The organism is Parageobacillus sp. G301, assembly GCF_030268025.1.
In the GTDB taxonomy this organism is placed as follows: Bacteria; Bacillota; Bacilli; order Bacillales; family Anoxybacillaceae; genus Parageobacillus_B; species Parageobacillus_B toebii.
Window position 1 is genome coordinate 173,000 of sequence record NZ_BSDB01000002.1, and the last position, 26,810, is coordinate 199,809.

General features: G+C 44.3%; 24 protein-coding genes. 19 read left to right on the forward strand and 5 right to left on the reverse strand.

Annotated elements, in window-relative coordinates:
• Window positions 1-42 precede the first annotated feature (42 nt).
• Complete coding sequence (gene lipL / locus QSJ37_RS09575; RefSeq protein WP_285754934.1) at window positions 43-879, forward strand: octanoyl-[GcvH]:protein N-octanoyltransferase; 837 nt, start codon at window positions 43-45, stop codon at window positions 877-879.
• A gap of 32 nt (window positions 880-911) precedes the next feature.
• Here the strand turns inward: lipL and QSJ37_RS09580 are convergent, their stop codons facing one another.
• Window positions 912-1,571, reverse strand: coding sequence for an RsfA family transcriptional regulator (locus QSJ37_RS09580; RefSeq protein ID WP_062754472.1), 660 nt, complete (start codon window positions 1,569-1,571; stop codon window positions 912-914).
• A gap of 266 nt (window positions 1,572-1,837) precedes the next feature.
• Between QSJ37_RS09580 and QSJ37_RS09585 the strand changes: the two genes are divergently transcribed.
• From QSJ37_RS09585 to QSJ37_RS09595, 3 genes are all read left to right on the forward strand, one after another.
• Window positions 1,838-2,065, forward strand: a complete 228-nt coding sequence (locus tag QSJ37_RS09585) for a YuzB family protein (RefSeq protein WP_015865362.1) — start codon at window positions 1,838-1,840, stop codon at window positions 2,063-2,065.
• Between the two features lie 146 nt (window positions 2,066-2,211).
• Window positions 2,212-3,513, forward strand: coding sequence for an HD domain-containing protein (locus tag QSJ37_RS09590; protein ID WP_285754937.1), 1,302 nt, complete (start codon window positions 2,212-2,214; stop codon window positions 3,511-3,513).
• A 13-nt stretch (window positions 3,514-3,526) separates the two neighbouring features.
• Complete coding sequence (locus QSJ37_RS09595; RefSeq protein WP_285754939.1) at window positions 3,527-4,045, forward strand: YwgA family protein; 519 nt, start codon at window positions 3,527-3,529, stop codon at window positions 4,043-4,045.
• Window positions 4,046-4,069: 24 nt separating this feature from the next.
• On the opposite strand, the gene QSJ37_RS09600 is transcribed toward QSJ37_RS09595, so the two are convergent.
• Window positions 4,070-5,371, reverse strand: a complete 1,302-nt coding sequence (locus QSJ37_RS09600) for an NCS2 family permease (protein WP_285754940.1) — start codon at window positions 5,369-5,371, stop codon at window positions 4,070-4,072.
• Between the two features lie 117 nt (window positions 5,372-5,488).
• Window positions 5,489-5,674, reverse strand: coding sequence for a 2-hydroxymuconate tautomerase (locus QSJ37_RS09605; protein ID WP_015865358.1), 186 nt, complete (start codon window positions 5,672-5,674; stop codon window positions 5,489-5,491).
• 130 nt (window positions 5,675-5,804) lie between these two features.
• On the opposite strand from QSJ37_RS09605, the gene QSJ37_RS09610 reads away from it, so the two are divergent.
• Window positions 5,805-6,476, forward strand: coding sequence for a site-2 protease family protein (locus QSJ37_RS09610; RefSeq protein WP_285754942.1), 672 nt, complete (start codon window positions 5,805-5,807; stop codon window positions 6,474-6,476).
• Window positions 6,477-6,498: 22 nt separating this feature from the next.
• Window positions 6,499-7,011: a YwhD family protein gene (locus tag QSJ37_RS09615; protein ID WP_285754943.1), complete on the forward strand. Its 513-nt coding sequence runs from the start codon at window positions 6,499-6,501 to the stop codon at window positions 7,009-7,011.
• Between the two features lie 175 nt (window positions 7,012-7,186).
• On the opposite strand, the gene QSJ37_RS09620 is transcribed toward QSJ37_RS09615, so the two are convergent.
• Window positions 7,187-9,238, reverse strand: coding sequence for a transglycosylase domain-containing protein (locus QSJ37_RS09620; RefSeq protein ID WP_285754945.1), 2,052 nt, complete (start codon window positions 9,236-9,238; stop codon window positions 7,187-7,189).
• 198 nt (window positions 9,239-9,436) lie between these two features.
• Here QSJ37_RS09620 and speE point away from each other — a divergent pair, with 198 nt between their 5' ends.
• From speE to QSJ37_RS09650, 6 genes are all read left to right on the forward strand, one after another.
• Window positions 9,437-10,264, forward strand: coding sequence for a polyamine aminopropyltransferase (gene speE / locus QSJ37_RS09625; RefSeq protein ID WP_285756097.1), 828 nt, complete (start codon window positions 9,437-9,439; stop codon window positions 10,262-10,264).
• A 15-nt stretch (window positions 10,265-10,279) separates the two neighbouring features.
• Window positions 10,280-11,164, forward strand: a complete 885-nt coding sequence (gene speB / locus QSJ37_RS09630; RefSeq protein WP_081188512.1) for an agmatinase — start codon at window positions 10,280-10,282, stop codon at window positions 11,162-11,164.
• A 217-nt stretch (window positions 11,165-11,381) separates the two neighbouring features.
• Entirely contained in the window at window positions 11,382-11,753 is a 372-nt protein-coding gene (locus QSJ37_RS09635) for a cytochrome-c oxidase (RefSeq protein ID WP_285756098.1), read from the forward strand.
• 263 nt (window positions 11,754-12,016) lie between these two features.
• Entirely contained in the window at window positions 12,017-12,448 is a 432-nt protein-coding gene (locus QSJ37_RS09640; RefSeq protein WP_062678157.1) for a YwiB family protein, read from the forward strand.
• A gap of 4 nt (window positions 12,449-12,452) precedes the next feature.
• Window positions 12,453-14,123, forward strand: coding sequence for an arginine--tRNA ligase (argS, locus tag QSJ37_RS09645; RefSeq protein ID WP_062678156.1), 1,671 nt, complete (start codon window positions 12,453-12,455; stop codon window positions 14,121-14,123).
• A 148-nt stretch (window positions 14,124-14,271) separates the two neighbouring features.
• On the forward strand, window positions 14,272-14,439 hold the full coding sequence (locus QSJ37_RS09650; protein ID WP_015865350.1) for a XapX domain-containing protein: 168 nt from the start codon (window positions 14,272-14,274) through the stop codon (window positions 14,437-14,439).
• 47 nt (window positions 14,440-14,486) lie between these two features.
• On the opposite strand, the gene cls is transcribed toward QSJ37_RS09650, so the two are convergent.
• Window positions 14,487-15,674 (reverse strand): cardiolipin synthase, encoded by a 1,188-nt coding sequence (gene cls / locus QSJ37_RS09655; RefSeq protein ID WP_285754949.1) that lies wholly within the window; start codon window positions 15,672-15,674, stop codon window positions 14,487-14,489.
• 201 nt (window positions 15,675-15,875) lie between these two features.
• Between cls and QSJ37_RS09660 the strand changes: the two genes are divergently transcribed.
• The 7 genes from QSJ37_RS09660 to icmF all read left to right on the forward strand — a co-directional run bounded on the left by QSJ37_RS09660 (window position 15,876) and on the right by icmF (window position 26,681).
• Window positions 15,876-17,975 (forward strand): heterodisulfide reductase-related iron-sulfur binding cluster, encoded by a 2,100-nt coding sequence (locus tag QSJ37_RS09660; RefSeq protein WP_285754950.1) that lies wholly within the window; start codon window positions 15,876-15,878, stop codon window positions 17,973-17,975.
• A gap of 179 nt (window positions 17,976-18,154) precedes the next feature.
• Window positions 18,155-19,333, forward strand: coding sequence for an acetyl-CoA C-acetyltransferase (locus QSJ37_RS09665; protein ID WP_015865347.1), 1,179 nt, complete (start codon window positions 18,155-18,157; stop codon window positions 19,331-19,333).
• 241 nt (window positions 19,334-19,574) lie between these two features.
• Window positions 19,575-20,426, forward strand: a complete 852-nt coding sequence (locus tag QSJ37_RS09670; protein WP_015865346.1) for a 3-hydroxybutyryl-CoA dehydrogenase — start codon at window positions 19,575-19,577, stop codon at window positions 20,424-20,426.
• 21 nt (window positions 20,427-20,447) lie between these two features.
• Window positions 20,448-21,587, forward strand: a complete 1,140-nt coding sequence (locus tag QSJ37_RS09675) for an acyl-CoA dehydrogenase (RefSeq protein WP_285754951.1) — start codon at window positions 20,448-20,450, stop codon at window positions 21,585-21,587.
• Between the two features lie 20 nt (window positions 21,588-21,607).
• Entirely contained in the window at window positions 21,608-22,747 is a 1,140-nt protein-coding gene (locus QSJ37_RS09680) for an acyl-CoA dehydrogenase (protein ID WP_062678150.1), read from the forward strand.
• A 27-nt stretch (window positions 22,748-22,774) separates the two neighbouring features.
• Complete coding sequence (locus tag QSJ37_RS09685) at window positions 22,775-23,407, forward strand: TetR/AcrR family transcriptional regulator (RefSeq protein ID WP_015865343.1); 633 nt, start codon at window positions 22,775-22,777, stop codon at window positions 23,405-23,407.
• A 16-nt stretch (window positions 23,408-23,423) separates the two neighbouring features.
• A complete protein-coding gene (gene icmF / locus QSJ37_RS09690) occupies window positions 23,424-26,681 on the forward strand; it encodes a fused isobutyryl-CoA mutase/GTPase IcmF (RefSeq protein ID WP_285754952.1) in 3,258 nt (1,085 codons plus the stop codon).
• The last annotated feature ends 129 nt before the right edge of the window (window positions 26,682-26,810 follow it).

Below are 26,810 nucleotides of genomic sequence, written 5' to 3' on the forward strand. Positions count from 1 at the left end.
TGATATAATTTTTTGCAGATTACTTCGTTAAGGAGAAAAGCAATGGTTCACGAATTGTTGCAACAGGCGAAATGGCGCATTATTGATCAGTCGAATTTCGGCCCGATGTTTGATGCGAAACAATCGTTTGCGATCGATGATACACTTTGCACATCGGTAGGAACGGGACAGTCTGATACGGTCGTTCGTACATGGGTTCATTACAATACGGTAGTATTGGGGATTCAAGATGCGAAGCTCCCCTATTTGCACGAAGCGGTGTCATTTTTAAAGACGCAAGGGTATCACGTCATTGTCCGTAATTCTGGGGGGCTTGCCGTCGTGCTGGATGAAGGGGTGCTCAATATATCCCTCATTTTTCCGGAAACGACGAAAGCAATTGATATCAACCAAGGATATGAAGCGATGTGGCAGCTTATACAGGCGATGTTTTCGGCTTACAATAAAACGATTGAAGCGAGGGAAATCGTCGGTTCGTATTGTCCGGGAAGCTATGATTTAAGCATTGCTGGAAAAAAATTTGCCGGTATTTCTCAGCGGCGCGTGCGCGGTGGAGTCGCGGTGCAAATTTATTTATGCATAAATGGAAGCGGATCAGCGCGAGCGGAGTTAATCCGGCAGTTTTATGAGCTTGGACTAAAAGGAGAAACGACGAAGTTCGTATACCCGACGATTGTTCCAAGCACGATGGCATCGCTTTCCGAATTGTTAAACGAGGATTTGACAATACCGTCGGTCATGCTTTTGTTGCTTCGCACGCTGCAATCGTTTGGCGGCGAGCTTTATTCGTCCGCTTTGACCGGGGAGGAGCTATCGCTATACGAATATTATTGGGATCGGATCGTCAAGCGGAATGAGAAAGCGTTGATGACACAATAATGGCTGCCTCGATGGAACCGGGCAGCCATTATTTATTCTGCGATTTTTTCCAGATTTCCGTTTTGGTCCATTCGGAATTTGAGCGTTTGCCGCTCTTCTTCCTCTTGCAAGACAAGTTTGCGGGCTCTATTAATAATTCTTACTAATGTTTCATAATCTTCTTGAATCGTGGAAGAGTTTTCTTCTAATTTGGCAATTTTCTTTTCTAATTCTTCATTTTTTGCGCGCATTTCTTCATTTTCTTTTCGTAAACGCTCGTTTTCTTTTGCTAATGCTTCGTGGTTGCGGTGAGTTGTTTTTAATGTTTGTAAAAAGGCAATCACGTGATCGATCGTCATCGACGCTGTTTCATTGGAAGGAGATACAACAGCTGGTAATTGGGCGATTTCTCCTATTTCCTCCAAAGAAGGAACCGGTGGATTGTACAACAATTTTTTCTTCCCGCCTTGCTGTTTTCCTAAAAGGCGCTGCCGTTCTTTTCGCTGCCGTTTGGCGAGCTGCAATGCTTGCTCATAGCGACGCCGGACAACCGCGTTCCAGCGGAATCCGCAGGCAGCTGATGTTCGGTTTAGTTTGTCTCCAACTTCTTCAAACGCGTTAAGCTGTGTACTTCCTTCCCGCACATGCCGCAGCACCGTTTCCGCTAATAGCAAATCATCTTCTTCTGTCCATGCATCTTGACGTTGTTTCATTATTCTCAACTCCCTTTTTTTCTTGTTTGCTAGTAGAAGCATGGACAAAAATAGTAAATTTTATACTATTTTTAGTTTCCGTGAATAAAAATTTGCAAGAGTTGCTGTCTATGCGAAAAAAGAACTTGCTGACTTTCGTTATACAAACATAAGGAAGTAAATGGAATCAAGACTTCAAGCAAACAAACTTGCATTGGCGAAAAAGAAGCGTTAGAATACACGTTAGTGTAATCCACAGGGCAAGCGAAGAGAAAGGGTGACAAGAGATGGCGAATGAATTTCGCGTCTGTGACGATTGTAAAGCACCAAATTTAAAAACGTTGATTCCCCGTTTGAAAAAGCTAGATCCAAACGCGACGATTAAAATTGGCTGCCAGTCGTATTGCGGTCCCGGCCGCAAAAAAACGTTTGCCTTTGTCAATAACCGTCCAGTCTCCGCGCTGACAGAAGATGAGCTTATTGAAAAAATTGCCGAAAGATTAAAGAAAAGCTAAAATCGCCTTCATTTTTTAAGAAGAAGGTGATTTTTTGTTTCTATTTTTAGGAAATACTGATAGTTGAAGGGGGAAAAATCAAGTATTTTTTTATCATTTGAAACGGCTTATAATAGATTCATGTTAGAAATGAAAGAGGGGATAACATGGTATATCCCGGCGGGCAACTTAGTGAGGAGAAAGTATTTAAAGATCCAGTTCATCGATATATACACGTTCGCGACAAAGTTATTTGGGATTTAATCGGAACGAAAGAATTTCAACGATTGCGCCGCATTAAACAGCTCGGTACGACGTATTTGACGTTCCACGGCGCCGAACATAGCCGCTTTAACCATTCGCTTGGAGTCTATGAAATTATTCGCCGCATTGTTGATGATGTGTTCGTCGGCCGCGAACATTGGGACCATAGTGAACGGCTCCTATGTTTATGTGCGGCCCTGCTGCACGATTTAGGCCACGGTCCGTTTTCCCATTCATTTGAAAAAGTATTTCATCTTGATCATGAAGATTTTACCCAGGCGATTATTTTAGGAGATACGGAAGTAAATGAAGTGCTTCGGCGCGTAGGAGAAGATTTTCCAAAAAAAGTGGCCGAAGTCATTGCGAAAACATACCCGAATAAACTTGTTGTCAGCTTAATTTCGGGTCAAATTGACGCTGACCGAATGGATTATTTGTTAAGAGATGCGTATTATACCGGCGTCAGTTATGGCAATTTTGATATGGAGCGGATTTTGCGCGTCATGCGCCCGCGCGAAGATCAAGTGGTCATTAAGCGAAGCGGCATGCATGCGGTGGAAGACTATATTATGAGCCGCTATCAAATGTATTGGCAAGTATATTTTCATCCAGTGACGCGCAGTGCCGAAGTCATTTTAACGAAAATTTTGCATCGGGCGAAAAAGTTGTATGAAGAAGGATACAATTTTCAAACGAAACCGATTCATTTTTATTCTCTCTTTACTGGAAAGGTAGATTTGCAAGATTATTTAAAGCTTGATGAAGCGGTCATATTATTTTATTTCCAGCAATGGCAAGACGAGCGTGACGCGATTTTAAGCGACCTATGCCGTCGTTTTGTGAATCGTCATTTATTCAAATATGTCGAATTTAATCCAACAAATGAACAGATGACAAAGCTGATCGAACTGACAAACTTATTTAAAAAAGCGGGCATTGATCCGGAATATTACTTAGTTGTCGATTCTTCTTCCGATTTGCCGTACGATTTTTATCGTCCGGGCGAAGAAGGGGAGCGGCTGCCGATTTACTTGTTAATGCCGAACGGAGAGCTCCGCGAACTGTCACGGGAATCGGTGCTTGTCGATGCGATTTCCGGAAAGCGGAGAACTGACCATAAGCTATATTTTCCAGCTGATTTCATTTATGATTTTTCAACGAAGCGGACAACCAAGAAAAAAATTATCGAAATTTTAGAGGGTTAGGAGATGACGGGGAGTGTTCACAGAGCATGCAAAAGTGATGAAGGCGTTGGCGGCAGCTGGGGAAATTGTTGGTCGCAAAAAGCTACAAAAAATGATTTACATCGCGAAAAAATTACAGTTTCCGTTTTACGAGAAGTTTGACTTTCACTTCTATGGACCGTATTCCGAAGAATTGACATGCCGCGTTGAGGAGCTTTGCGATTTAGGATTTTTGCATGAAGTAAAAGAGAAAAAGGGCGGTTATTTCCAATATCGCTACACGTTGACGGAAGCAGGAAAGCAGTTTTTAAACCACTACGAGTTGGACATGCCTCATTTACAAGAATGTATGCAAGATATGAATGAACAAAATTCGCGGTTTTTGGAACTCGTATCGACATTGCTGTATTTTGAGCATTTAACGAAAGAAGAAGTGAAAGAAAAAGTATTTTTATTAAAAAGCAAGCAGCGTTATACGGAAGAAGAAATTGAGCAAGCGTATGCGTACATAGAGAAATTGCGCGCCAAAGTAAAAAACGAAGTCCACGCCTGAACGGGACTTCGTTTTTTTGTTGCGTTAATGCGGCAGGAAGGCAAGCTGATAGAAGAAGAGGACGGCAAAGATATAAACGAGCGGATGTACTTCACGCCATTTACCGCGCGTGATTTTTAACAGCGGGTAGGAAATAAAGCCGAGCGCGATTCCCGTTGCAATGCTTGAAGTAAGCGGCATGCTTAAAATAATGAGAAACGCTGGGAATGCCTCATCGAGCTGATCCCATTGAATCCGGGCGATGTTTCCCATCATTAAGCTGCCGACGATAATAAGCGCCGGCGCGGTAATCGCTGAAATGCCGGATACGGCGCTAACAAGCGGCCCGAAAAAGGCGGATAATATAAATAATATAGCGACCGTTAACGCTGTAATACCTGTGCGCCCTCCGGCGGCGACGCCCGAAGAAGATTCGATATAAGCGGATGTTGGGCTAGTGCCGAACATTGCTCCGATCGTGGTTGCGATAGAGTCGGAAAGCAATGCTTCACGGACGCGTGGCATCGTTTTTCCTTTCATCAGTCCGGCTTGCTGGGCTACGCCAATCATCGTTCCCGTCGTGTCAAAAATCGTCACAAGCAAAAAGGAAAATACAACGGCATACAATCCGTAATGGATGACATCGCTAATGGCGGTAAGCGGATTGGCGACAACAAGCCCTTCCGGAAGCGATGGCATAGAAACGAAGCCTTTTTCAAATTTCAATTGTCCGGTGAAATAAGCAATCACTCCGGTGATGACCATCCCGAAAAAGAGCGCGCCGTTGACGCCAAGCGACATAAGCACAAGCGTAGCCGCTAAACCGACTAACGTCAGAATGACCGATGGGGAGTGCAAATCCCCTAGCGCGACTAAGTTTTGTGGATGCGCTTGAATAATGCCGGTGAGGCGCATGCCGATAAATGCGATAAACAAGCCGATTCCAGCGGTAATGCCATGTTTTAAGTTTTCTGGAATCGCTTCGATCAGCTTGCTGCGAAATGGCGTCAGCGACAAAATGACGAAAATGATTCCGGCAACGAACACAGCCGAGAACGCCACTTCGTAGGAAATATTGCCATGCGAACCAACAACGGAGTAGGCAAAATATGCGTTTAACCCCATTCCCGGCGCAATTGCGATCGGATAGTTCGCAAACAGCGCCATCCATAGCGTTCCGATGACGGTAGCGATAATCGTGGCGGTGAACACTTGGGAAAATGGAACGCCGGCATCCGATAATACAACAGGGTTCACGACGATGATATATACCATTGTTAAAAACGTCGTAAATCCTGCAATGATTTCTGTTTTTAAATTCGTGTTATGTTTCGTTAAATCAAACATCGTTTACCTCCAAAAAACGAACATTTTTAAATGCATATATAATAATATTCGTTTTTAAAAAAATTAGCAATAAAAAAAAGCAAGGAACATAATAAAAGTTTCTTGCCTTCATGCTTATTATTCGTCGCTCAAACGTTTTCCGCCAATAGCGTAATGATTTTTTGACATTTCTTCAATAAAAACGACAATTTTGTCTTTTGAGGCGCCTGTTGTTTCGGCGACCGCTTCTGTTACTTTTTCGACAAGCGCCTTTTTCTGCTCTTCCGTACGTCCTTCGAGCATTTTGATCGTAACATAAGGCATGGCCCGTCCCGTCCTCCTTTTGGTCATCTGTCGCGTTTATTATATCATGAAAAATGGAACTTTAGTCCACTTTTTCTGTCAAATCATGTATACTTAAGTAATAAATGAATGGAAAAAGGAGTTAAAAAAAGTGGAACAATTATTGCCTTATTCGCTTAATGAAATTCCATATGTGTTTATGACGCTTGCGATTGCTTTTTCAATTCACGAATTTGCCCATGCCTATGTCGCTTATAAGTTCGGAGACCCGACGGCAAAAAACGAAGGAAGATTAACGTTATCGCCGTTTGCCCATCTTGATTTGCTCGGTACATTGCTTATTTTTCTCGCTGGACTTGGCTGGGCAAAACCTGTTCCAGTGAATCGTTTTCACTTTAAACATCCTCGCCTTGCCGGGATTCTTGTATCAGTTGCAGGCCCCTTAAGCAATTTATTGCTTGCCGCCCTTGGTTTTCTTGTGTGGTATAGCATGATTTATTTCGGAATTATGCAGGCGATCCCAGATTGGTTTGCTGCGGGATTTGATTTATTTTTTCAAATTTTTATTGGCTTAAATACGGTATTGTTTGTATTTAACTTGCTTCCATTTCCACCGCTCGATGGTTATCGGATTATCGAGGATTTGGCCCCGCAAGGCATTCGCGCGAAAATGGCGCAGTGGGAAAGTTACGGAGCGCTTATTTTTCTTATTCTTGTGTTGACGCCGCTTGACCGCTATACGATACAGCCGATTTTTCATGTGGCGATTCCGTTTGTATTAGAAAACTTGCAATCATTTTTTTCTACATTATTCTTTTTTTAAGTCGTGAAGGAGGCGTTTTTGGATGGAGAAGAAAAAGAAAACGATCGGGTTTAATATCATTAAAGATGATCCAACGGGCGGCCACGGCGGGTTTGGCGCAGGGGTATTAAGCTTGGAAAATGTTTCTCCGGTGATTATCGATGTCGAAGCGGGGGAAGCGTTCGTAGATATGGGAGCGATGCATGCCCGGAGCGCAGTGGAACGGGGAATTAAATTTTTGCCAAATCGCGATGAAGTGCCAAACGGAAAACCGTATTGGATCGTATGGGTAACGATTGAGCGAAAAGAAGATGGACCGTATTATGCCGGCGTAACGGCGTGCGAAATGACGGTCGACAGGGAGGCTCGCCGCGGCTATAAACTGCTTCCAGAGCATGTAAATCGTTTAGATAAGTCATTAAAGCGCCATATTATCGTGGATCATATGGATGAGAAATCAAAACGGGTGCTTGCGGACTTTTTAAAGCAACACGATATCGAAATGTGGAATCGTTCGAGTGAGGAATTGAAAAAAGGACTCGAAGGCGAAAAATAACAAGAGAAGATGTCCAATGCTTTCATGAAATTCCATATATGTGACATTTTTGTGAATGTTATGTGACGAATACTTGTCGTCTAACAGGAAAAAGGGTAAACTAGACCTAAATGTATAACACAATAAAACTAGGACAGGAAAACCCCTCAAGCGATTTCGCTTGAGGGGTTTTCCTTTAGAACCAAGGAAACAGTTTTTCAAACCAATTTTTCTTTTCTTCTTTTTTCTTTGATTTCTTTTGATGTAAATGGTCGGTGCAGTAGTCGTTCGGTTCTGAGCCAGAGATATAATAAGTAAGACGCTTTACCGGACATGACTTTGTCGCAAGTTTGCCGTTATCCGGGTCGACATAGACCCCAACGACCCCTTTGGTTGGTTTAAACTTTTTCTTTGGTTTTCCTTGCAAACTTTTTTCCATAAATTGCACCCAAATTTGTTTTGCATATTGTTTTTCCGCAATTTTATCAATCGTTTCCCCGCGGTCGTAACCGGTCCATACCCCTGCAACTAGTTGTGGCGAAAATCCAATCATCCAGCTATCTGTTTCTGTTGTTCCCGATTTTCCTGCGTATGGGCGTGTGATCTCCTTTCGAATCGATTGCCCGGTGACTGTTGTATAATCATTTAATTTCGGATCAAACATGCCTGTCATCAGCTGAGTCGTTACATATGCGGCGTCCGGATCTAGCACTTGTTTGCTTGATGGTTTGTATTCGTAAATTGTTTCTCCATGATGATTGACGACTTTTTTAATAAAAACTGGCTCGACTTTTTTGCCGTTATTGGCAAATACGCTGTAAGCTTTCACCATATCGATCACTTTCACCGGCGATGTTCCGAGCGCGAGTGAAGGAACAGCTTTTAATTTGCTTGTAATGCCTAGTTTTTTCGCTGTCTCTACCAGTTTTTCCTCACCGATAAATAAATGCGTTTTTACAGCAAAGACGTTATCCGATAACGCGATGGCTTGAGCGAGGGTAATCGAGTCGTTCGCATAGTAGTTATTGTAGTTATGTGGTGTATACGTTGCTTTTCCATTGTCAAAGGCAAAGGTGGTCAACTCGCTTCGCATTTGTGTCGACGGCGTAAATCCCTGTTGAATGGCTGCGTAGTATAGAAATGGTTTAAACGTAGAGCCCGGCTGCCGTTCCGCTTGCACGGCGCGGTTGAAAGGGCTTTTGTTGTAATCTCTGCCGCCGACGAGCGCTTTTACTTCTCCTGTGCGCGGATCCATCGCTACAAGTGCCGCTTGAATGTTCGAGTGAGGGTCAATGATGTTATGAATGTTTTGTTCCGCAATTTCCTGCATTTTCGTATTCAGCGATGTATACACGCGCAATCCGCCCATTTCAATCGTGCGTTCATCCAATCCTAATTGATTTCGCAGCACATATTTCACTACATCTTGAAAATAAGGGGCGATCTTTTTCGTTTCTATTTTGTGATGGGGAGAATAAACAAGCGGTTCTTTATACGCTTGTTCTGCTTCTCTTTTGCTGATGTATCCAGTTTGCGCCATTGACAAAAGCACCGTTTTTTGCCGCGCTTTTGCCCGCTTCTCATCAATAAGTGGCGAATAGTAATATGGACCTTTCGGAATTCCGGCTAACATTGCCGCTTCGCTTAAGGTAAGCTGTTTTGCCGGTTTTCCAAAATAATAATGAGCAGCCGCTTCAATTCCGTAAGCGCCATGGCCGTAGTAAATGGTGTTTAAGTATCCTTCTAAAATTTGTTTTTTGCTGTAATTCGCTTCGAGGCGAATCGTATATAATGCTTCTTGCAATTTCCGCGTCCATGTTTTTTCGTGATTCAAAAATAAATTTCGCGCATATTGCTGGGTGATGGTGCTTGCTCCTTGCACTTTCGCCATCGCCTTTATATCGGCGATAATGGCCCCGATAATGCGCTTTATATCAAAGCCGTGATGTTCATAAAATTTCCGGTCTTCTACAGCAACCGTTGCTTGTACAATATAGGGGGATATATCATCAAGGTCTACCCAGTAACGCGTCTGCCCGTTATCGCTCTCGCCGATTTTTGTGCCATCATCTGCATAAAAAATTGTCGTTTGCGGCACGGCTAAAGGTGGGGCTCCTTTTAATTTGGCAAACGCGATCAAACCGGCAAGCGTAACGACGAATAAGATTGCTAGGATAAAACTAATAAAAACGAATGCCCGAATGTATTTCCATGTTCCGCGAAACCGGCTGCTTGGAATGATTTCCAACGTTCATCACCTCATGATCGTCTTTGTATTAGTATGCAAAAATTTTTTTTATTTTAAACATTTTTCTATTAAGTTTCGCTTGCATTTTTGCTAGATTGCTCTATACTTTTTCATGTTTGGTTTTTTCTTTACCAGGGAAAGATGAAAAGTAGTATATAGTTATGATAGACGAAATGAGTAAAGGAAGGGTTGTTGAAGATGGAATTATGGTTTACGGAAAAGCAGACAGAGCATTTTGGCATTACAGCGAGAATTAAACGAACTTTACATACAGAGCAAACCCCATTTCAAAAGCTGGACATGGTGGAGACAGTAGAGTTCGGCAATATGCTTATTTTAGACGGAATGGTGATGACAACGCAAAAAGATGAGTTTGTGTATCACGAAATGGTTGCACACGTTCCGCTCTTCACCCACCCGAATCCGGAAAATGTGCTTGTCGTTGGCGGCGGCGATGGCGGTGTTATTCGTGAAGTATTAAAACACCCGAGCGTAAAAAAAGTGACATTGGTGGAAATTGATGGGAAAGTTATTGAATGCTCAAAAAAATACCTTCCGGAAATTGCTGGAAAGTTAGATGACCCGCGTGTAGAAGTAAAAGTGGATGACGGTTTTATGCATATTGCGAAAAGTGAAAACGAATATGACGTCATTATGGTCGATTCGACAGAGCCAGTCGGTCCGGCTGTCAACTTATTTACAAAAGGTTTCTATGCTGGAATCGCAAAGGCTTTGAAAGAAGACGGCGTTTTTGTCGCGCAAACAGACAACCCTTGGTTTAAAGCAGACTTAATCCGTAATGTTTATCGCGATGTTCGCGAAATTTTCCCGATTACGCGTCTATACACTGCCAATATCCCGACATATCCAAGCGGTCTATGGACGTTTACGATCGGCTCGAAAAAATACGATCCGCTTGAAGTAAGCGATGAACGCTTCCACGATATTGAGACGAAATATTACACAAAAGAGCTTCATAAAGCTTGCTTTGTTCTGCCGAAATTTGTCGCTGATTTATTGAAGTAAGGGAGGGGCATGACGATGCGATTTGATGAGGCGTATTCGGGCAATGTGTTTATTAAAAGCCATCCGAATTTTGAGGAAAGCGAAGCGGTGATTTACGGAATGCCGATGGATTGGACGGTGAGCTACCGCCCTGGTTCCCGCTTCGGTCCGGCACGCATCCGCGAAGTATCGATCGGCTTGGAAGAATATAGCCCGTATTTAGATCGCGAACTTGAAGAAGTAAAATATTTTGATGCGGGCGATATTCCGCTTCCGTTTGGAAACGCGCAGCGCAGTTTAGAGATCATTGAAGACTTCGTGGATAAAATTTTAGCGGCCGATAAATTCCCGCTTGGCATCGGCGGCGAACATCTCGTTTCTTGGCCGGTCATTAAAGCGGTGTATAAAAAATATCCCGATTTAGCGGTCATCCATATGGACGCTCATACCGACTTGCGTGAACATTATGAGGGCGAACCGCTGTCTCATGCGACGCCGATTCGCAAAGTAGCAGAGCTTATCGGCCCGACCAACGTATTTTCGTTCGGCATTCGTTCTGGCATGAAAGAAGAATTCGAGTGGGCGAAAGAGAACGGGATGTACATTGCGAAATTTGAAGTGCTCGAGCCGCTAAAAGAAGTGCTTCCAAAGCTAGCTGGGCGTCCGGTGTACGTGACGATTGACATCGACGTTTTAGACCCTGCCCACGCCCCGGGCACGGGAACGGTCGACGCCGGCGGCATTACGTCTAAAGAACTGTTGGCGGCGATCCATGAAATCGCGAAATCGGATGTTCGCGTCGTCGGAGCGGATTTAGTGGAAGTAGCGCCTATCTATGACCATTCGGAACAAACCGCCAACACCGCAAGCAAACTCATTCGCGAAATGATTCTCGGCTGGGTGCAAAAACGGAACGCATAAACGAGGTGGAAGGTCGTTTTTCTGGTGCAGGCAAAAAGCATCCTTGCTATGGTAGCGAGATATGCTCATGACAAAATATTTGCAACGAAAATCCTGCCTTTGATTGAAAAAGGCAGGATTTTTTATATTTTTTTGGGAATATAGACGGGTACGGAATAATATAGTTTAGTATCATTATCACTGTATGAATGTTAATAAATAGTGAAAAAGGAGGAATATTACATTGGGGGTTCGATTGATTAAAATTTCCGCAATTTATTTTGCCATCGGCGTTTGCCTTGGATGGTACATGTCCATTTCCCACTCGTTTACATTAACACCTGTCCATGTTCATATTAATTTGCTTGGCTGGACCGCGTTAACGCTAGCCGGAATTATTTATCATCTATTCCCGCAAGCGGCGGCGACGAAATTAGCAAAAACCCATTTTTGGCTTCATAATATCGGGTTGCCGCTTATGATGATTGGACTTATTTTTGTCGTTTATGGCAACCATGCGTTTATTCCCGTTACTGCAATCGGAGGCACGCTTATCGTTATTGCTGTTATTATATTTACTATTAATGTTTTACAACATGTAAAAGAATAGTTATGTAAGAAGGCGGCATCTTTGAAAGATGCCACTTTTGTTTTGTTCATCATAATGGTCCCCAATCAAACGATTCATTTAGGAAATGTTGAAGATAGAATGGCGGCTCCAAGCATGAATATATTAGGAGCGGATAATCATTCATCATTTTTATGATTTATTCATGATCCGCACGTCTCATCCTCTTGAACATTAGGAAACGATTCCTTTATACTTAATAAAGTTAGTTATTACTTGTTTTTGATCATAAGGATGTGTCCTTGATGGAAAAGCAACACGGAATTCCTATTCGCCTCAAGCAAATTACCAATATTCGCGACGGATTTCGCAAAGAAACGGTTGCTTTGGAAACGGAAGGATTTTACTACATAAAAGAAAATGCCGTTTATTTGCAATTTGAGGAACAGCAAGAACTAGGCAAAGTAAACACGGTGATGAAAATAACGGATCATGAAGTTGTCGTAATGCGGTCCGGAGCGGTTCGGATGCGCCATGTCTTTCGCAAAACAGAAGAAACGACTGGACACTACCATACTCCGTTTGGACAGTGGACGATAAAAACAAAAACGGACAATATTGAATTTCGGTATAATGAAAAAAGAAAGAAAGGACACCTATTTTTATCGTATCAATTGGAGATGCAAAACGAACAAGCAGGACGTCATGCGATGACGATCATGTTTAAGGAGGCATAGATTCATGAATATTGTCGAACAAATGAAAGAACGCATTAAAGAGGAAATTAAACGCGCTGTCGTAAGCGCAGGGCTTGCTGCGGAGGAAGAAGTGCCAGATGTCATTTTGGAAGTACCGAGAGAGAAAGCGCATGGGGATTACTCGACAAATATGGCGATGCAGCTAGCGCGCATTGCAAAAAAACCTCCGCGCGCAATTGCTGAAGAAATCGTCCAGCATATGGATAAAACAAAAGCGTCGATTGAAAAAATTGATATTGCCGGTCCTGGCTTCATTAACTTTTACATGGACAACCGTTACCTTACGGAGCTCATTCCAACGATTATTCAAGCCGGCGCATCTTACGGTGAAACAAATGTCGGAAAAGGACAAAAAGTCCAAGTGGAGTTTGTTTCCGCGAATCCGACTGGGGACTTGCATTTAGGGCATGCGCGCGGCGCGGCGGTTGGCGATTCTTTATGCAATATTTTAGAAAAAGCGGGGTTTGACGTAACGCGCGAATATTATATTAACGATGCCGGAAATCAAATTTACAATTTGGCGAAATCGGTGGAAGCTCGTTATTTCCAAGCGCTCGGGATCGATAAAGAAATGCCGGAGGACGGCTATTATGGCGAAGATATTATCGAAATCGGGAAAAAGCTCGCCGAGGAGCATGGCGACAAGTATGTTCATATGGATGAACAAGAACGTCTCGCCTTTTTCCGCGAGTACGGACTCAATTATGAATTAGAAAAGATTAAAAAAGATTTGGCAGACTTCCGCGTGACGTTTGACGTTTGGTATTCGGAGACATCTTTATACACAAGCGGAAAAATTGATGAAACGTTAGCCATATTGCGCGAACGCGGGCATATTTACGAAAAAGATGGCGCGACATGGTTCCGTTCGACAACGTTTGGCGACGACAAAGACCGCGTCTTAATTAAGAAAGACGGTACATATACGTATTTGTTGCCGGATATCGCCTACCACCAAGACAAGCTGCGTCGCGGCTTTACAAAAATCATTAACATTTGGGGCGCAGACCACCATGGTTATATTCCTCGGATGAAGGCGGCAATTGAGGCGCTTGGCTATGATCCTGACGTGCTCGAAGTCGAAATCATTCAATTAGTCAATTTGTATCAAAACGGCGAAAGAGTGAAAATGAGCAAACGGACCGGAAAAGCGGTGACCATGCGCGAATTAATGGAAGAAGTCGGTCTTGACGCGACGCGTTACTTCTTTGCGATGCGCTCAAGCGACACCCATTTAGACTTTGATATGGACCTTGCCGTATCGCAGTCGAATGAAAACCCAGTGTACTACGTACAATACGCTCATGCGCGCGTTTCTAGCATTCTTCGTCAAGGGGAAGAACTGCAGTTATCGTACGAAGGAGATTTGCAGCTTGATTATATCCAAACCGAAAAAGAAATCGAGCTATTGAAAAAACTAGGGGAATTTCCAAGCGCAGTTTCGGAAGCGGCGATCAAACGGATGCCGCATCGGATCACTGGCTATGTTTTTGAATTAGCGTCAGCATTGCATAGCTTTTACAATGCAGAAAAAGTACTGGACCCAGAAAACATCGAAAAAAGCCGTGCCCGTTTAGCGTTAATGAAAGCTGTCCAAATCACGCTACAAAACGCTTTAGCGCTCATTGGCGTATCCGCTCCAGAAAAGATGTAAGAGAAGTGAAAGCCGGAAAGCCGAAAAAACCGAAGACGTTTTTTTACAATAATGATACAATAGATACGGGATCGAGGGGGAACTTTGCGAGTGACCCCTCTTTCTTATGGGCATAATGACAATAAAAAACACACATGGAGGAAAACTGATGAAAGAAGTGATTTTATCATTAGTGACAGGCATCGTGGTCGGTTTCTTATTTACGCTGTTTCGTTTGCCGATCCCTGCTCCTCCAGCATTAGCGGGCATTGCTGGCATTGTTGGAGTATACCTAGGAATGAAAGTGTTTGAATGGGTAAGTTATTTTTGGAAATAAAACAATGTTGAGGGCGATTCCTCAACATTGTTTTTTTAAATCATACGCTACAGCCATGCAGAAAGGAGGGTAGATATCGATTCTTTGCCGCGCTGCCATAATGTGCGCTTTTTCCAAAAATCGAGCGTCAGCGGTTCCGAGCGAGCCAGATCATGCCTGATCGCTTCTTTTACTTGCTGCACAAAATTGCGATCATAAATATAACAATTGATTTCGCTATTTAAGAAAAAGCTTCGTTTATCAAAGTTAGTCGTACCGATATCACAACAATCTTCGTCAATGACCATCGTTTTGGCGTGATAAAATCCTTGATAAAACCGATAAATATGTGCTCCAGCTTTTAAAAGGCGGTAAAAGTAAGGATATGCGGCCTCTTTGACAAATAAGTGATCGGCTTTTAACGGTACGAGAATCGTCACCTTTACTCCGCGGGATAGTGCATCAAGCAGTGCGTTCATCACAGCGCTGCTAGGGATAAAATACGGACTTCCAATGATCAATTCTTTTTTCGCTTGGCGAATGAAATCGATGAATTGTTGTTCTAACAAATAACCGTTCGTGGCAGCAAGCTGGTGAGAAACCGTTCCTTTTTGAAGAGGAGGAAAATATTGATCTTCCACAATCGATGTATTTGTCGCTTCTTTCCAATCACGGCAAAACTGCATTTGTAAATCGCCAACCCCTTCTCCTACTATTTTCAAATGGTAATCACGCCACTCGCCGAATTTTGGATCTTGTCCAACATATTCTTTGCCGATATTAAAGCCGCCGATATATCCGATTTTTCCATCAATGACGGTAATTTTCCGGTGATTCCGCCGGTTTAGCCGATAAAAGAAAAATGGAAAACGCGGTTTATGTGCATACGCGAATTCGATGCCGCTTTCTTTTAAGGAACGTATCAATTTTTTTGGCAATCCGAAGCTGCCGACCCAATCGACAAGAAGACGAACGCGAACGCCTTCTTCTGCTTTTTGTTTTAACAATTGAAAAAATTGCTGGCTAATTTCATCCGTCTTCACGATATAAAACAAAATGTGTATATGATGTGTTGCCTTGCGAATTTCTGCAAAATAATCGGCAAATAGATGTGTACCGTTTATGAAAAAAGAAAGATCGCTTTGGCGTTCTGGATACACGATTTTTTCTTTTTTCTTTTTGTAAAAGTATTCTCCCAGCTTGTCATCGAGATAAATTAGCGCTAATATAATAACAATAACGAAAAGTACAATCATTTCGTGCCCTCCTGATTACATCGTTATTTATTAATGTACCCGTCATGAGAAAAAATAGCAGGACAACTTGTAAAAACATTATTGACTGAATGCTCATTCATTATGTAAAATAAACACAAGGTTATAATTCTGAAAATTTATTCTGTTGTAAATATTTTTGATGATCATCTCATCGATTTAAAGGGGGAAGGGGAGACAATAATGAATTCACTGTTAGTCATTAATTTTCTCGCATTTTTAATTGTAACCGCTTACGCTGTCTACTTGTTTGTCTACTTGGTTAAAACTCGCGCCGCTTACATTAAACTCGGTAAAAAAGTCGAGTTTGATGACAAGGTAAAAGAGCGTCTCCAAAAAATTTGGGTGAACGTATTTGGACAGAAAAAGCTATTAAAGGATAAAAAAAGTGGAATCATTCACGTTATGTTTTTCTACGGGTTTATTCTTGTTCAATTCGGGGCGATTGACTTTATTATTAAAGGTCTTGTCCCTGGGGCGCATCTTCCGTTAGGGCCGCTTTATCCAGGCTTTACGTTTTTCCAAGAAATCGTTACTTTGCTCATTTTGATCGCAGTGTTCGCCGCGTTTTATCGCCGCTATATTGAAAAACTCGTTCGTTTAAAACGAGATTTCAAAGCTGGTCTAGTGTTGATTTTTATCGGCGGATTAATGATCTCCGTCTTGTTTGGAAATGGAATGAGCATGATTTGGCACGGTGAGGAAGCCTCGTGGAGCGAACCGGTCGCATCATTCATCGCTGGCGCTTTCAGCTGGGTCGGCGAAACAGGTGCAGCAGTATTGTTCTTTATCGCTTGGTGGGTGCACTTATTGATTTTGCTTACATTTTTAGTATATGTACCACAATCGAAGCATGCTCATTTAATTGCTGCGCCGATTAATGTCTTTTTCAGCCGTTTGTCCCGGCCAAAGCTATCGAAAATCGATTTTGAAGATGAAACGCAGGAAGCGTTTGGCGTCGGAAAAATTGAAGATTTTACGCGAAAGCAGCTCATCGATTTATACGCCTGTGTCGAATGCGGAAGATGCACAAGCATGTGTCCGGCAACAGGAACTGGGAAAATGTTGTCGCCAATGGATCTAATTTTAAAACTGCGCGACCACCTGACTGAAAAAGGGGCGGCCGTTACGTCCCGCGCTCCGTGGGTGCCGACGTTTGCCTTTAAAAATACGAGAGGTAACCAATTGGCGTTTGCCGCGCAAGGAGTGCAGGAACAAGCGGCGGCATTGGAGATGCCAAGCCTCATCGGCGACGTCATTACCGAAGAGGAAATTTGGGCCTGTACGACATGCCGCAACTGTGAAGACCAATGCCCGGTCATGAACGAGCATGTCGACAAAATTATTGATTTGCGCCGCTATCTTGTGCTGACGGAAGGAAGAATGAACCCAGATGCGCAGCGGGCGATGACCAATATCGAACGCCAAGGAAACCCATGGGGATTGAACCGCAAAGAGAAAGAAAACTGGCGCGAGCTTCGCGATGATGTGCATATTCCAACAGTAAAAGAAGCGAAAAAAGCTGGCGAAGAGTTTGAATATTTATTCTGGGTCGGCTCAATGGGGGCATTTGACAACCGCAGCCAAAAAATCGCTTTGGCGTTTGCGAAATTGTTAAACGAAGCTGGCGTGAAATTTGCGATTTTAGGAAATAAAGAGAAAAACTCTGGAGACACGCCACGTCGCTTAGGAAACGAATTTTTATTCCAGGAACTCGCGGCCAACAATATCGCGGAATTTGAAAAAGCGGGCGTGAAAAAGATTGTGACGATCGACCCGCACGCATATAACACGTTTAAAAACGAATATCCTGATTTTGGATTAGAAGCGGAAGTATACCATCATACAGAACTGCTTGCGAAGCTTATTGAAGAAGGCAGATTAGTACCAAAATACGAAGTAAAAGAAAGAGTTACTTTCCATGACTCCTGTTATTTAGGCCGCTACAACGATGTGTACGATGCGCCACGTAAAATTTTGCAAGCAATTCCGGGCGTGGAGCTCGTGGAAATGGAACGTAACCGCGAACGAGGCATGTGCTGCGGTGCAGGCGGCGGTTTAATGTGGATGGAAGAAACAACAGGCAATCGGATTAATGTTGCTCGTACAGAACAAGCGCTTGCCGTCAACCCAACGGTCATCAGCGCTGGCTGTCCATACTGCTTAACGATGTTAACCGACGGTACAAAAGCAAAAGAAGTCGAAGATCGCGTCACTACTTACGACGTCGCAGAACTGCTTGCTAAATCCGTATTTGGCGAAGAAAAGGAAGCTGCTTCATAAAAAATAATTGAATATATAATTCTCATTTTTTAAAATATTAGTATAATAGATAGAGAGGGTGTGCGCTCAAATGTACACCTTCTCTTGACCATCAACATCGAGCGAGCGTTCAGTCTGCATTGTTGTAATCGCTTTCTTGAGCTGGTGGTCAAGACATATAAACAAAGGGGAGAGGTTTTATGGGAAAAACGGTTATTTTAAGTGGGGTTCGCACACCGTTTGGAAAATTCGGTGGAGCACTGCAGCCGCTTACGGCACCTGAGCTTGGCGGCATTGCGATCAAAGAGGCGCTTCGTCGAGCTAACATTAGCGGTGAGCAGGTCGATCAGGTGATTTTAGGAACGGTGCTGCAAGGTGGACAAGGACAGCTTCCATCCCGTCAAGCGATGCGTTATGCCGGCATTCCATGGGAGGTGCGGACGGAAACGATTAATAAAGTATGCGCTTCAGGAATGCGGAGCGTTACTCTTGGTGATCAAATTATCCGCCTAGGAGATGCGGAAGTCATCGTCGCAGGCGGAATGGAATCGATGAGCAACGCGCCATATATTTTGCCAAATGCTCGTTGGGGATTACGAATGGGCGATTCTACCGTAAAAGATTTAATGGTGTATGACGGGCTGACATGCAGTTTCACCGGTGTGCATATGGGTGTGTACGGTGGTGAAACGGCGAAAGAATTAGAAATTTCCCGCAAAGAACAAGATGAGTGGGCATACCGCAGCCATCAGCGGGCGATCGCCGCGATGGAAGCCGGATTATTAGCGGAAGAAATCGTACCAGTGGAAGTTCCGCAACGTAAAGGAGCGCCGCTATTGGTGGAGCATGACGAAGCACCAAGAAAAGATACATCTCTCGAAAAGCTGGCGAAGCTCCCGCCTGTATTTGATCCAGAAGGGACGGTAACAGCGGGGAATGCACCTGGGGTCAATGATGGTGCTGCGGCGCTCGTGTTAATGAGCGAGGAAAGAGCAGCGCGGGAAGGAAGAAAGCCGCTCGCAACGATTTTGGCACACACATCGATTGCAGTGGAAGCAAAAGACTTTCCGAAAACGCCAGGGCTTGTGATTAACGAATTGCTTCGCAAAACAGGGAAAACGGTCAATGACATCGATTTATTCGAAATTAACGAAGCGTTTGCCGCAGTTGCATTGGCTAGCATCAAAATCGCTGGCATCGATCCAGAAAAAGTGAACGTCAACGGCGGCGCGGTCGCATTAGGCCATCCGATCGGCGCAAGCGGTGCGCGCATTATCATTACATTGATTCACGAATTAAAACGCCGTGGCGGCGGCATCGGAATCGCGGCGATTTGCAGCGGCGGCGGTCAAGGCGATGCCATTATGGTGCAGGTATAGAAAAGCTGAGGTCGCCCCAATTTCGCCTAAAGGCGGCCCGCATCCTGCGGGCAACGGCGAAATATCGCCGTTCTAGCTCCCCCGAAGCGAAATGTTCTTTGCGCGCGGAAGTGCTTGCACTTCAAGGGCGAAGGTTATTTCGCACAAGGGAGCTAGACAATAAGAAAAGCAATAGTCTCGATATTCCATCAGACAAACTGTACTTCACTTGGAAATGACTAAGGATAGGGGATGTGGAACAATGGACGTCAAAACGATTATGGTTATCGGTGCAGGACAAATGGGATCTGGCATTGCGCAAGTGTGCGCGATGGCAGGATACGACGTTTTCTTGCATGATATTAGCCAACAACAGCTCGACAAAGGATTGGCGAATATCGAAAAATTGCTGTCACGCCAAGTCGAAAAAGGAAAATTGACAGAAGAGGAAAAAGAGGCGACATTGTCGCGGCTTACTCCTTCAACCGATTTGCAAAACGCCGCGAAAGCCGATTTAGTCATTGAAGCGGTCGTCGAAAACATGGATGTTAAAACAAAGTTGTTTGCCCAGCTTGATGAAATTGCTCCGCCGCACACGATTTTGGCGACAAACACGTCTTCGCTGCCAATTACGGAAATCGCAGCGGCGACGAAGCGGCCGGAAAAAGTGATCGGCATGCACTTTATGAATCCGGTTCCTGTAATGAAACTTGTAGAAATTATCCGCGGATTGGCTACCGCCGATGAAGTATATGAAACGATTGAAGCGATTACGCGCAAGCTGAACAAAGTTCCGGTGGAAGTCAATGACTTCCCAGGCTTTATCTCGAACCGCGTGCTCATGCCGATGATTAACGAAGCGATTTACGCGTTATATGAAGGGGTCGCGACAAAAGAAGCGATTGATGAAGTAATGAAGCTTGGCATGAATCATCCGATGGGACCGTTGACATTAGCGGATTTTATCGGGCTGGACACGTGCTTATACATTATGGAAACACTTCATGAAGGATTTGGCGATGATAAATACCGCCCATGCCCGTTATTGCGCAAATATGTGAAAGCCGGCTGGCTTGGCCGCAAAACAGGCAGAGGTTTTTACACGTACGATTAATCAGCAAAGAAGGTGGCATACATGAATTTACACTTTACAGAAGAGCAAGAAATGATGCGGAAGATGGTGCAAGAATTCGCGCAAACGGAAATCGCTCCATTTGTTGAACGCATGGAACAAGGCGAATTTCCGCGCCCGATTTTAAACAAAATGGCCGAACTCGGTTTGATGGGAATTACCGTTCCTGAAGAGTACGGCGGTGCGGGAATGGACTTTATTTCCTATATTATCGCCATCCATGAAATTTCGAAAATTAGCGCTACAGTTGGTGTCATTTTATCGGTGCATACGTCGGTCGGCACCAATCCGATTTTATACTTTGGAACGGAAGAGCAGAAGAAAAAATACGTTCCAAAATTAGCCAGCGGCGAATATTTAGGCGCTTTTTGCCTTACTGAACCGGGCGCCGGATCGGATGCGAAAAGTTTAAAAACGAAAGCGGTCCGCCAAGGAGACTACTACATTTTAAACGGCTCGAAAATTTTTATCACCAACGGCGGAGAGGCGGATACGTATATCGTATTTGCCCGCACCGATCCGAATGAAAAAGGAAGCCGCGGCATTTCCGCCTTTATCGTCGAAAAAGATACGCCGGGATTTATCATCGGCAAAGACGAGAAAAAAATGGGGCTTCATGGTTCACGGACGGTGCAAATTACGCTGGAAGACGCGAAAGTGCCGGCAGAAAACTTGCTTGGCGAAGAAGGGCAAGGCTTTAAAATCGCAATGGCCAACCTCGATGTCGGGCGCATTGGCATCGCCGCGCAATCGCTAGGCATTGCCGAAGCGGCGCTCGAACATGCGACCGCTTATGCGAAAGAACGCATCCAGTTTGGCAAACCGATCGCCGAACAGCAAGGCGTTGCTTTTAAGCTTGCCGATATGGCGACAGCGGTCGAAGCGGCGAAACTGCTTGTCTATCATGCCGCGTTTTTGCGCGCGCAAGGCCTCCCATGCGGAAAAGAAGCATCGATGGCGAAATTGTTTGCCTCCAGAACGGCGATGGAAAACGCCATTGAAGCGGTGCAAATTTTCGGTGGCAATGGCTATACGAAAGATTATCCGGTCGAGCGGTTGTTCCGCGATGCAAAAATTTGTGAAATTTACGAAGGAACAAGCGAAATTCAACGTCTAGTCATTAGCAAATATTTATATCAATAAATAAATGGGGGATCGGGATTATGAACTTTCAGTTAAGTGAAGAGCATGAAATGATAAGAAAAATGGTGCGCGAATTTGCTGAAAAAGAAGTAGCACCGACTGCAGCCGAACGGGATGAAGAAGAACGATTTGACCGCGAAATTTTTAATAAAATGGCTGAATTAGGCCTTACCGGAATTCCATGGCCGGAAGAGTACGGAGGTATCGGCAGCGATTATTTAGCGTATGTCATCGCAGTAGAGGAGCTATCGAGAGTATGCGCGTCTACCGGGGTAACGTTGTCTGCGCACATTTCACTCGCAAGCTGGCCGATTTACAAATTCGGCACAGAAGAACAAAAGCAAAAATATTTGCGCGCGCTTGCGACAGGTGAAAAACTTGGCGCATATGGCCTTTCGGAACCAGGTGCCGGTTCGGACGTCGCCTCCATGAAAACGAGGGCTGTAAGAGATGGCGACTATTACGTGCTAAACGGCTCGAAAGTATGGATCACCAACGGCGGCGAAGCGGAAATTTACGTGGTGTTCGCCGTAACCGATCCAGAAAAGCGCCATAAAGGAATCAGCGCCTTTATCGTTGAAAAAGGCACACCAGGCTTTTCGATCGGGAAAAAAGAGAAAAAACTCGGCATTCGTTCATCGCCGACAACCGAGCTTATTTTTGAAGATTGCCGCATTCCGAAAGAAAACCTTCTCGGGCAAGAAGGGGAAGGATTTAAAATCGCGATGATGACGCTTGACGGCGGCCGAAATGGAATCGCTGCACAAGCGGTCGGTATCGCGCAAGGAGCCTTAGACGCAGCGATTGAATATGCAAAACAACGGGTGCAATTTGGCAAACCGATCGCTGAACAGCAAGGAGTTGCTTTTAAACTTGCTGATATGGCGACCGCCATCGAAGCGGCGCGCCTGCTTACGTATCAAGCGGCATGGCTCGAAACAAACGGTCTTCCGTACGGCAAAGCATCGGCGATGGCGAAATTGTTTGCCGGCGATACAGCGATGAAAGTAACGGTCGATGCCGTGCAAATTTTCGGAGGCTACGGCTATACGAAAGATTATCCAGTCGAACGGTTTATGCGCGACGCAAAAATTACACAAATTTATGAAGGAACGCAAGAAATTCAACGTCTCGTTATTTCGCGGATGCTTACAAGATAAGCATTCCGCGGCATACAGGTGATGCATATGAAAAAACGGGAAGTGATAGCGTCCGTAAAAGATGAAAAACTGGTGAAAAAACGCCGTAATCAAATGATTAAAGGGGCCATTGCCTTGTTTAAACAAAAAGGATTTCACCGCACGACAACGAGAGAGATCGCGAAAGCCTCGGGGTTTAGCATTGGAACGCTTTATGAATACATTCGCCAAAAAGAAGATGTGTTATATCTTGTCTGTGACCGTATATATGACGAAGTGCGCGAACGGATGGAAAAAGATATCGACACCCATCACGGGACATTGGAAAGCTTTAAATTAGCGATTGCCCGTTATTTTAAAGTCATCGATGATTTGCAAGACGAAGTGCTTGTAATGTATCAAGAAGCAAAATCGCTTAGTAAAGAATCGCTGCCATATGTGCTCAATAAGGAAATACAAATGGTCGCGATGTTTGAAAAAATTTTGCAGACGTGTGTCGACAATGGGGTATTTCAGTTAACAGAACAAGAAATTAAATTGTTCGCCCATAACATCTTTGTTCTAGGGCAAATGTGGGCGTTCCGCCGCTGGGCGCTGCAAAAAATGTATACGCTCGATGAGTACATTGCATTGCAAACGGAATTATTGCTAAAGGGAATTATGGAGAAACGGTCATCATGACAAAGGGGGAGAAAGGATGGCACATATTTACCGTCCAAAGCATCATGTTCGTTTTGTGACAGCTTCTAGCTTATTTGACGGACATGACGCATCGATTAACATCATGCGCCGCATTTTACAAGCAAGTGGAGCGGAAGTGATTCATTTAGGACATAACCGTTCCGCTAATGAAATTGTGAACGCCGCTATTCAAGAAGATGTGCAAGGAATTGCGGTATCTTCCTATCAAGGCGGACATATGGAATTTTTCAAATATATGTATGACCTGCTTCAAGAACGTGGCGCTTCCCACATCCGCATTTACGGCGGTGGCGGCGGCGTCATTATTCCAAGAGAAATAAAAGAGTTGCACGAATACGGAATTGCGCGTATCTTTTCGCCGGAAGATGGCCGCAAGCTCGGATTGCAAGGCATGATTAACCTCATGCTCGAAGAATGTGATTTTCCGACTGTAACAGAAATTACCGATGAATTAGAGCGGCTGCCAAAAGGGGACGTTCAGGCGATCGCTCGCTTGATCACGCTATGTGAAAACCGTGTTGATGTGACGAATGAAGCAGCTGCGGCGATGGAAACAGTGCTGGAAAAAGTAAAAGAGCTGACGAAACCGGTGCCAGTTATCGGAATTACCGGTACAGGCGGATCCGGGAAGAGTTCGCTTACCGATGAGCTTGTCCGCCGTTTCTTAAACGAAATACCAGATATTAAAATCGCGATTTTATCGATTGACCCGACGAAACAAAAAACAGGCGGCGCGCTTTTAGGTGACCGCATTCGCATGAATTCGATCAACACACCGCGCGTGTATATGCGCAGTTTAGCGACGCGAAATTCCCGTTCCGAATTGTCGCTTGCGATTAAAGATGCCATCTCGGTCGTCAAAGCGGCAGGGTTTGATTTAATTATCGTCGAAACGAGCGGGATCGGCCAAGGTGACGCGGCGATTGCCGAAGTATGTGATATTTCGATGTATGTGATGACAAGTGAATTCGGAGCGCCAACACAGCTTGAAAAAATCGATATGATTGATTATGCGGATTTAATCGTCATTAACAAATTTGAACGAAAAGGCTCCGAAGATGCGAAGCGTCAAGTGCAAAAACAATATCAGCGCAGCCATCAATTATTTGATAAAGACCTTTCCGAAATGCCGGTATATGGCACGATTGCGAGTCAATTTAACGACCCGGGAACGAATACGCTATTTGTGGCGCTTGTTGATCTCATTAATCAAAAAGCAGGAACCAATTGGAAAACAAGCTTAAAAACCGTATCGAATGTCGAAAAACATAACGTCATTATTCCGAGCGAACGCCGCTACTATTTGCGCGAAATTACCGAAACCGTTCGCAACTATCATAAACGCGTCGAACGGCAAGTAGAAATCGCGCGCCGCTTATTCCAAATCGAAGGAGCGATTGAAGCGGCAAAAGAGCGCGGTGAAAGCGAAGACGTCATCGCGTCTTTAGAGACGCTCAAACAACATTACGAAAACGAACTAACGCCGGAATCAAAACGAATTCTTGATTCATGGGAAGACTTGAAGGCAAAATACTCCGCAAAACAATTCGTGACTAAAGTTCGCGATAAAGAAATCGTAACGGACTTAACGACCAAAAGTTTATCAGGATTAGATATTCCAAAAGTGGCGCTGCCGAAATTCAAAGACTATGGCGAAATTTTGCGCTGGGTGTATAAAGAAAATGTTCCGGGTTCGTTCCCATATACAGCAGGCGTCTTTCCATTTAAACGGCAGGGAGAAGATCCGAAACGGCAGTTTGCCGGGGAAGGAACGCCAGAACGGACGAACCGTCGCTTCCATTATTTATGTAAAGAAGATAAAGCGAAGCGCCTAAGCACCGCGTTTGACTCGGTAACGCTTTACGGTGAAGACCCAGATTACCGGCCAGACATTTTCGGGAAAATTGGGGAAAGCGGCGTCAGCGTCTGTACGCTCGATGACATGAAAAAATTATATAAAGGCTTTGACTTATGCGACCCGCTAACGTCCGTATCGATGACAATCAACGGTCCAGCACCGATTATTTTAGCGATGTTTATGAACACGGCAATTGACCAGCAAGTCGAAAAGCGGGAAAAAGAGCTAGGCCGCCCGCTTACGAAAGAAGAGTACGAAGAAGTAAAAGCATATACGCTGCAAACGGTGCGCGGTACGGTGCAAGCTGATATTTTAAAAGAAGACCAAGGACAAAATACGTGTATTTTCTCCACCGATTTCGCCTTAAGAATGATGGGCGACATTCAAGAATACTTTATTAAAAATAAAGTTCGCAACTATTACTCTGTTTCGATATCGGGATATCATATCGCCGAAGCAGGAGCAAATCCGATTACACAGCTTGCATTTACGCTTGCCAACGGCTTTACGTACGTCGAATATTATTTAAGCCGCGGCATGAAAATTGATGATTTCGCGCCAAACCTTTCGTTCTTCTTCAGCAACGGCTTAGATCCGGAATATTCGGTTATCGGCCGGGTGGCGCGCCGCATTTGGGCGATCGCCATGCGGGAAAAATATGGAGCAAACGAACGCAGTCAAAAGCTGAAATATCATATTCAAACATCAGGCCGGTCGCTTCATGCGCAAGAGATTGATTTTAATGATATCCGCACAACATTGCAAGCGTTAATAGCGATTTATGATAACTGCAACTCGCTGCACACCAATGCCTATGATGAAGCGATCACAACACCGACCGAAGAGTCGGTCCGTCGAGCAATGGCGATTCAGCTGATCATTACGAAAGAATTTGGTCTCGCGAAAAACGAAAACCCGCTTCAAGGCTCTTTCATTATTGAAGAGCTTACCGATTTAGTCGAAGAAGCAGTGTTAAAAGAGTTTGAGCGCCTCAACGACCGCGGCGGCGTGTTAGGCGCGATGGAAATGCAATATCAGCGCGGAAAAATTCAAGACGAATCGATGTATTATGAAATGAAAAAACATAGCGGCGAGCTTCCGATTATTGGAGTGAACACATATCTCAATCCGAACCCGCCGTCTGAAGAAGAGCTGAACAATATACAGCTAGCGCGCGCGACATATGAAGAAAAAGAATTGCAAATTAAGAACTTGCGTGAATTCCAAGAGAGAAATAAAGATAAAGTAGATGCGGCGCTAGAGCGTCTCAAACAAGTCGCGATTAGCGGCGGCAATATTTTCGAAGAGTTAATGGAAACCGTAAAAGTCGCAAGCCTTGGACAAATTACGCGCGCTCTCTATGAAGTTGGCGGTCAATATCGCCGCAATATGTAACGTTGAAAAAAGGAAATCGCTTGCCGATTTCCTTTTTTCATGGCATAAAAAATATGGGTTATGATTTACAGTTCGCTGCAAAACATGCTTTCTACGATTGTCAAAACAATTTTATGAGGAAATTCGCAT

Excerpts from the sequence above, each read along its gene's own strand:
- lipL (WP_285754934.1), top strand. The coding sequence starts at position 43 with ATGGTTCACGAATTGTTGCAACAGGCGAAATGGCGCATTATTGATCAG.
- QSJ37_RS09685 (WP_015865343.1), top strand. The coding sequence starts at position 22,775 with ATGAAAAAACGGGAAGTGATAGCGTCCGTAAAAGATGAAAAACTGGTG.
- QSJ37_RS09585 (WP_015865362.1), top strand. The coding sequence starts at position 1,838 with ATGGCGAATGAATTTCGCGTCTGTGACGATTGTAAAGCACCAAATTTA.
- speE (WP_285756097.1), top strand. The coding sequence starts at position 9,437 with ATGGAATTATGGTTTACGGAAAAGCAGACAGAGCATTTTGGCATTACA.
- QSJ37_RS09600 (WP_285754940.1), bottom strand. The coding sequence starts at position 5,371 with ATGTTTGATTTAACGAAACATAACACGAATTTAAAAACAGAAATCATT.
- QSJ37_RS09670 (WP_015865346.1), top strand. The coding sequence starts at position 19,575 with ATGGACGTCAAAACGATTATGGTTATCGGTGCAGGACAAATGGGATCT.
- QSJ37_RS09640 (WP_062678157.1), top strand. The coding sequence starts at position 12,017 with ATGGAAAAGCAACACGGAATTCCTATTCGCCTCAAGCAAATTACCAAT.
- QSJ37_RS09665 (WP_015865347.1), top strand. The coding sequence starts at position 18,155 with ATGGGAAAAACGGTTATTTTAAGTGGGGTTCGCACACCGTTTGGAAAA.
- QSJ37_RS09605 (WP_015865358.1), bottom strand. The coding sequence starts at position 5,674 with ATGCCTTATGTTACGATCAAAATGCTCGAAGGACGTACGGAAGAGCAG.
- speB (WP_081188512.1), top strand. The coding sequence starts at position 10,280 with ATGCGATTTGATGAGGCGTATTCGGGCAATGTGTTTATTAAAAGCCAT.
- QSJ37_RS09580 (WP_062754472.1), bottom strand. The coding sequence starts at position 1,571 with ATGAAACAACGTCAAGATGCATGGACAGAAGAAGATGATTTGCTATTA.
- QSJ37_RS09680 (WP_062678150.1), top strand. The coding sequence starts at position 21,608 with ATGAACTTTCAGTTAAGTGAAGAGCATGAAATGATAAGAAAAATGGTG.
- icmF (WP_285754952.1), top strand. The coding sequence starts at position 23,424 with ATGGCACATATTTACCGTCCAAAGCATCATGTTCGTTTTGTGACAGCT.
- argS (WP_062678156.1), top strand. The coding sequence starts at position 12,453 with ATGAATATTGTCGAACAAATGAAAGAACGCATTAAAGAGGAAATTAAA.
- QSJ37_RS09675 (WP_285754951.1), top strand. The coding sequence starts at position 20,448 with ATGAATTTACACTTTACAGAAGAGCAAGAAATGATGCGGAAGATGGTG.
- QSJ37_RS09650 (WP_015865350.1), top strand. The coding sequence starts at position 14,272 with ATGAAAGAAGTGATTTTATCATTAGTGACAGGCATCGTGGTCGGTTTC.
- QSJ37_RS09615 (WP_285754943.1), top strand. The coding sequence starts at position 6,499 with ATGGAGAAGAAAAAGAAAACGATCGGGTTTAATATCATTAAAGATGAT.
- QSJ37_RS09660 (WP_285754950.1), top strand. The coding sequence starts at position 15,876 with ATGAATTCACTGTTAGTCATTAATTTTCTCGCATTTTTAATTGTAACC.
- cls (WP_285754949.1), bottom strand. The coding sequence starts at position 15,674 with ATGATTGTACTTTTCGTTATTGTTATTATATTAGCGCTAATTTATCTC.
- QSJ37_RS09590 (WP_285754937.1), top strand. The coding sequence starts at position 2,212 with ATGGTATATCCCGGCGGGCAACTTAGTGAGGAGAAAGTATTTAAAGAT.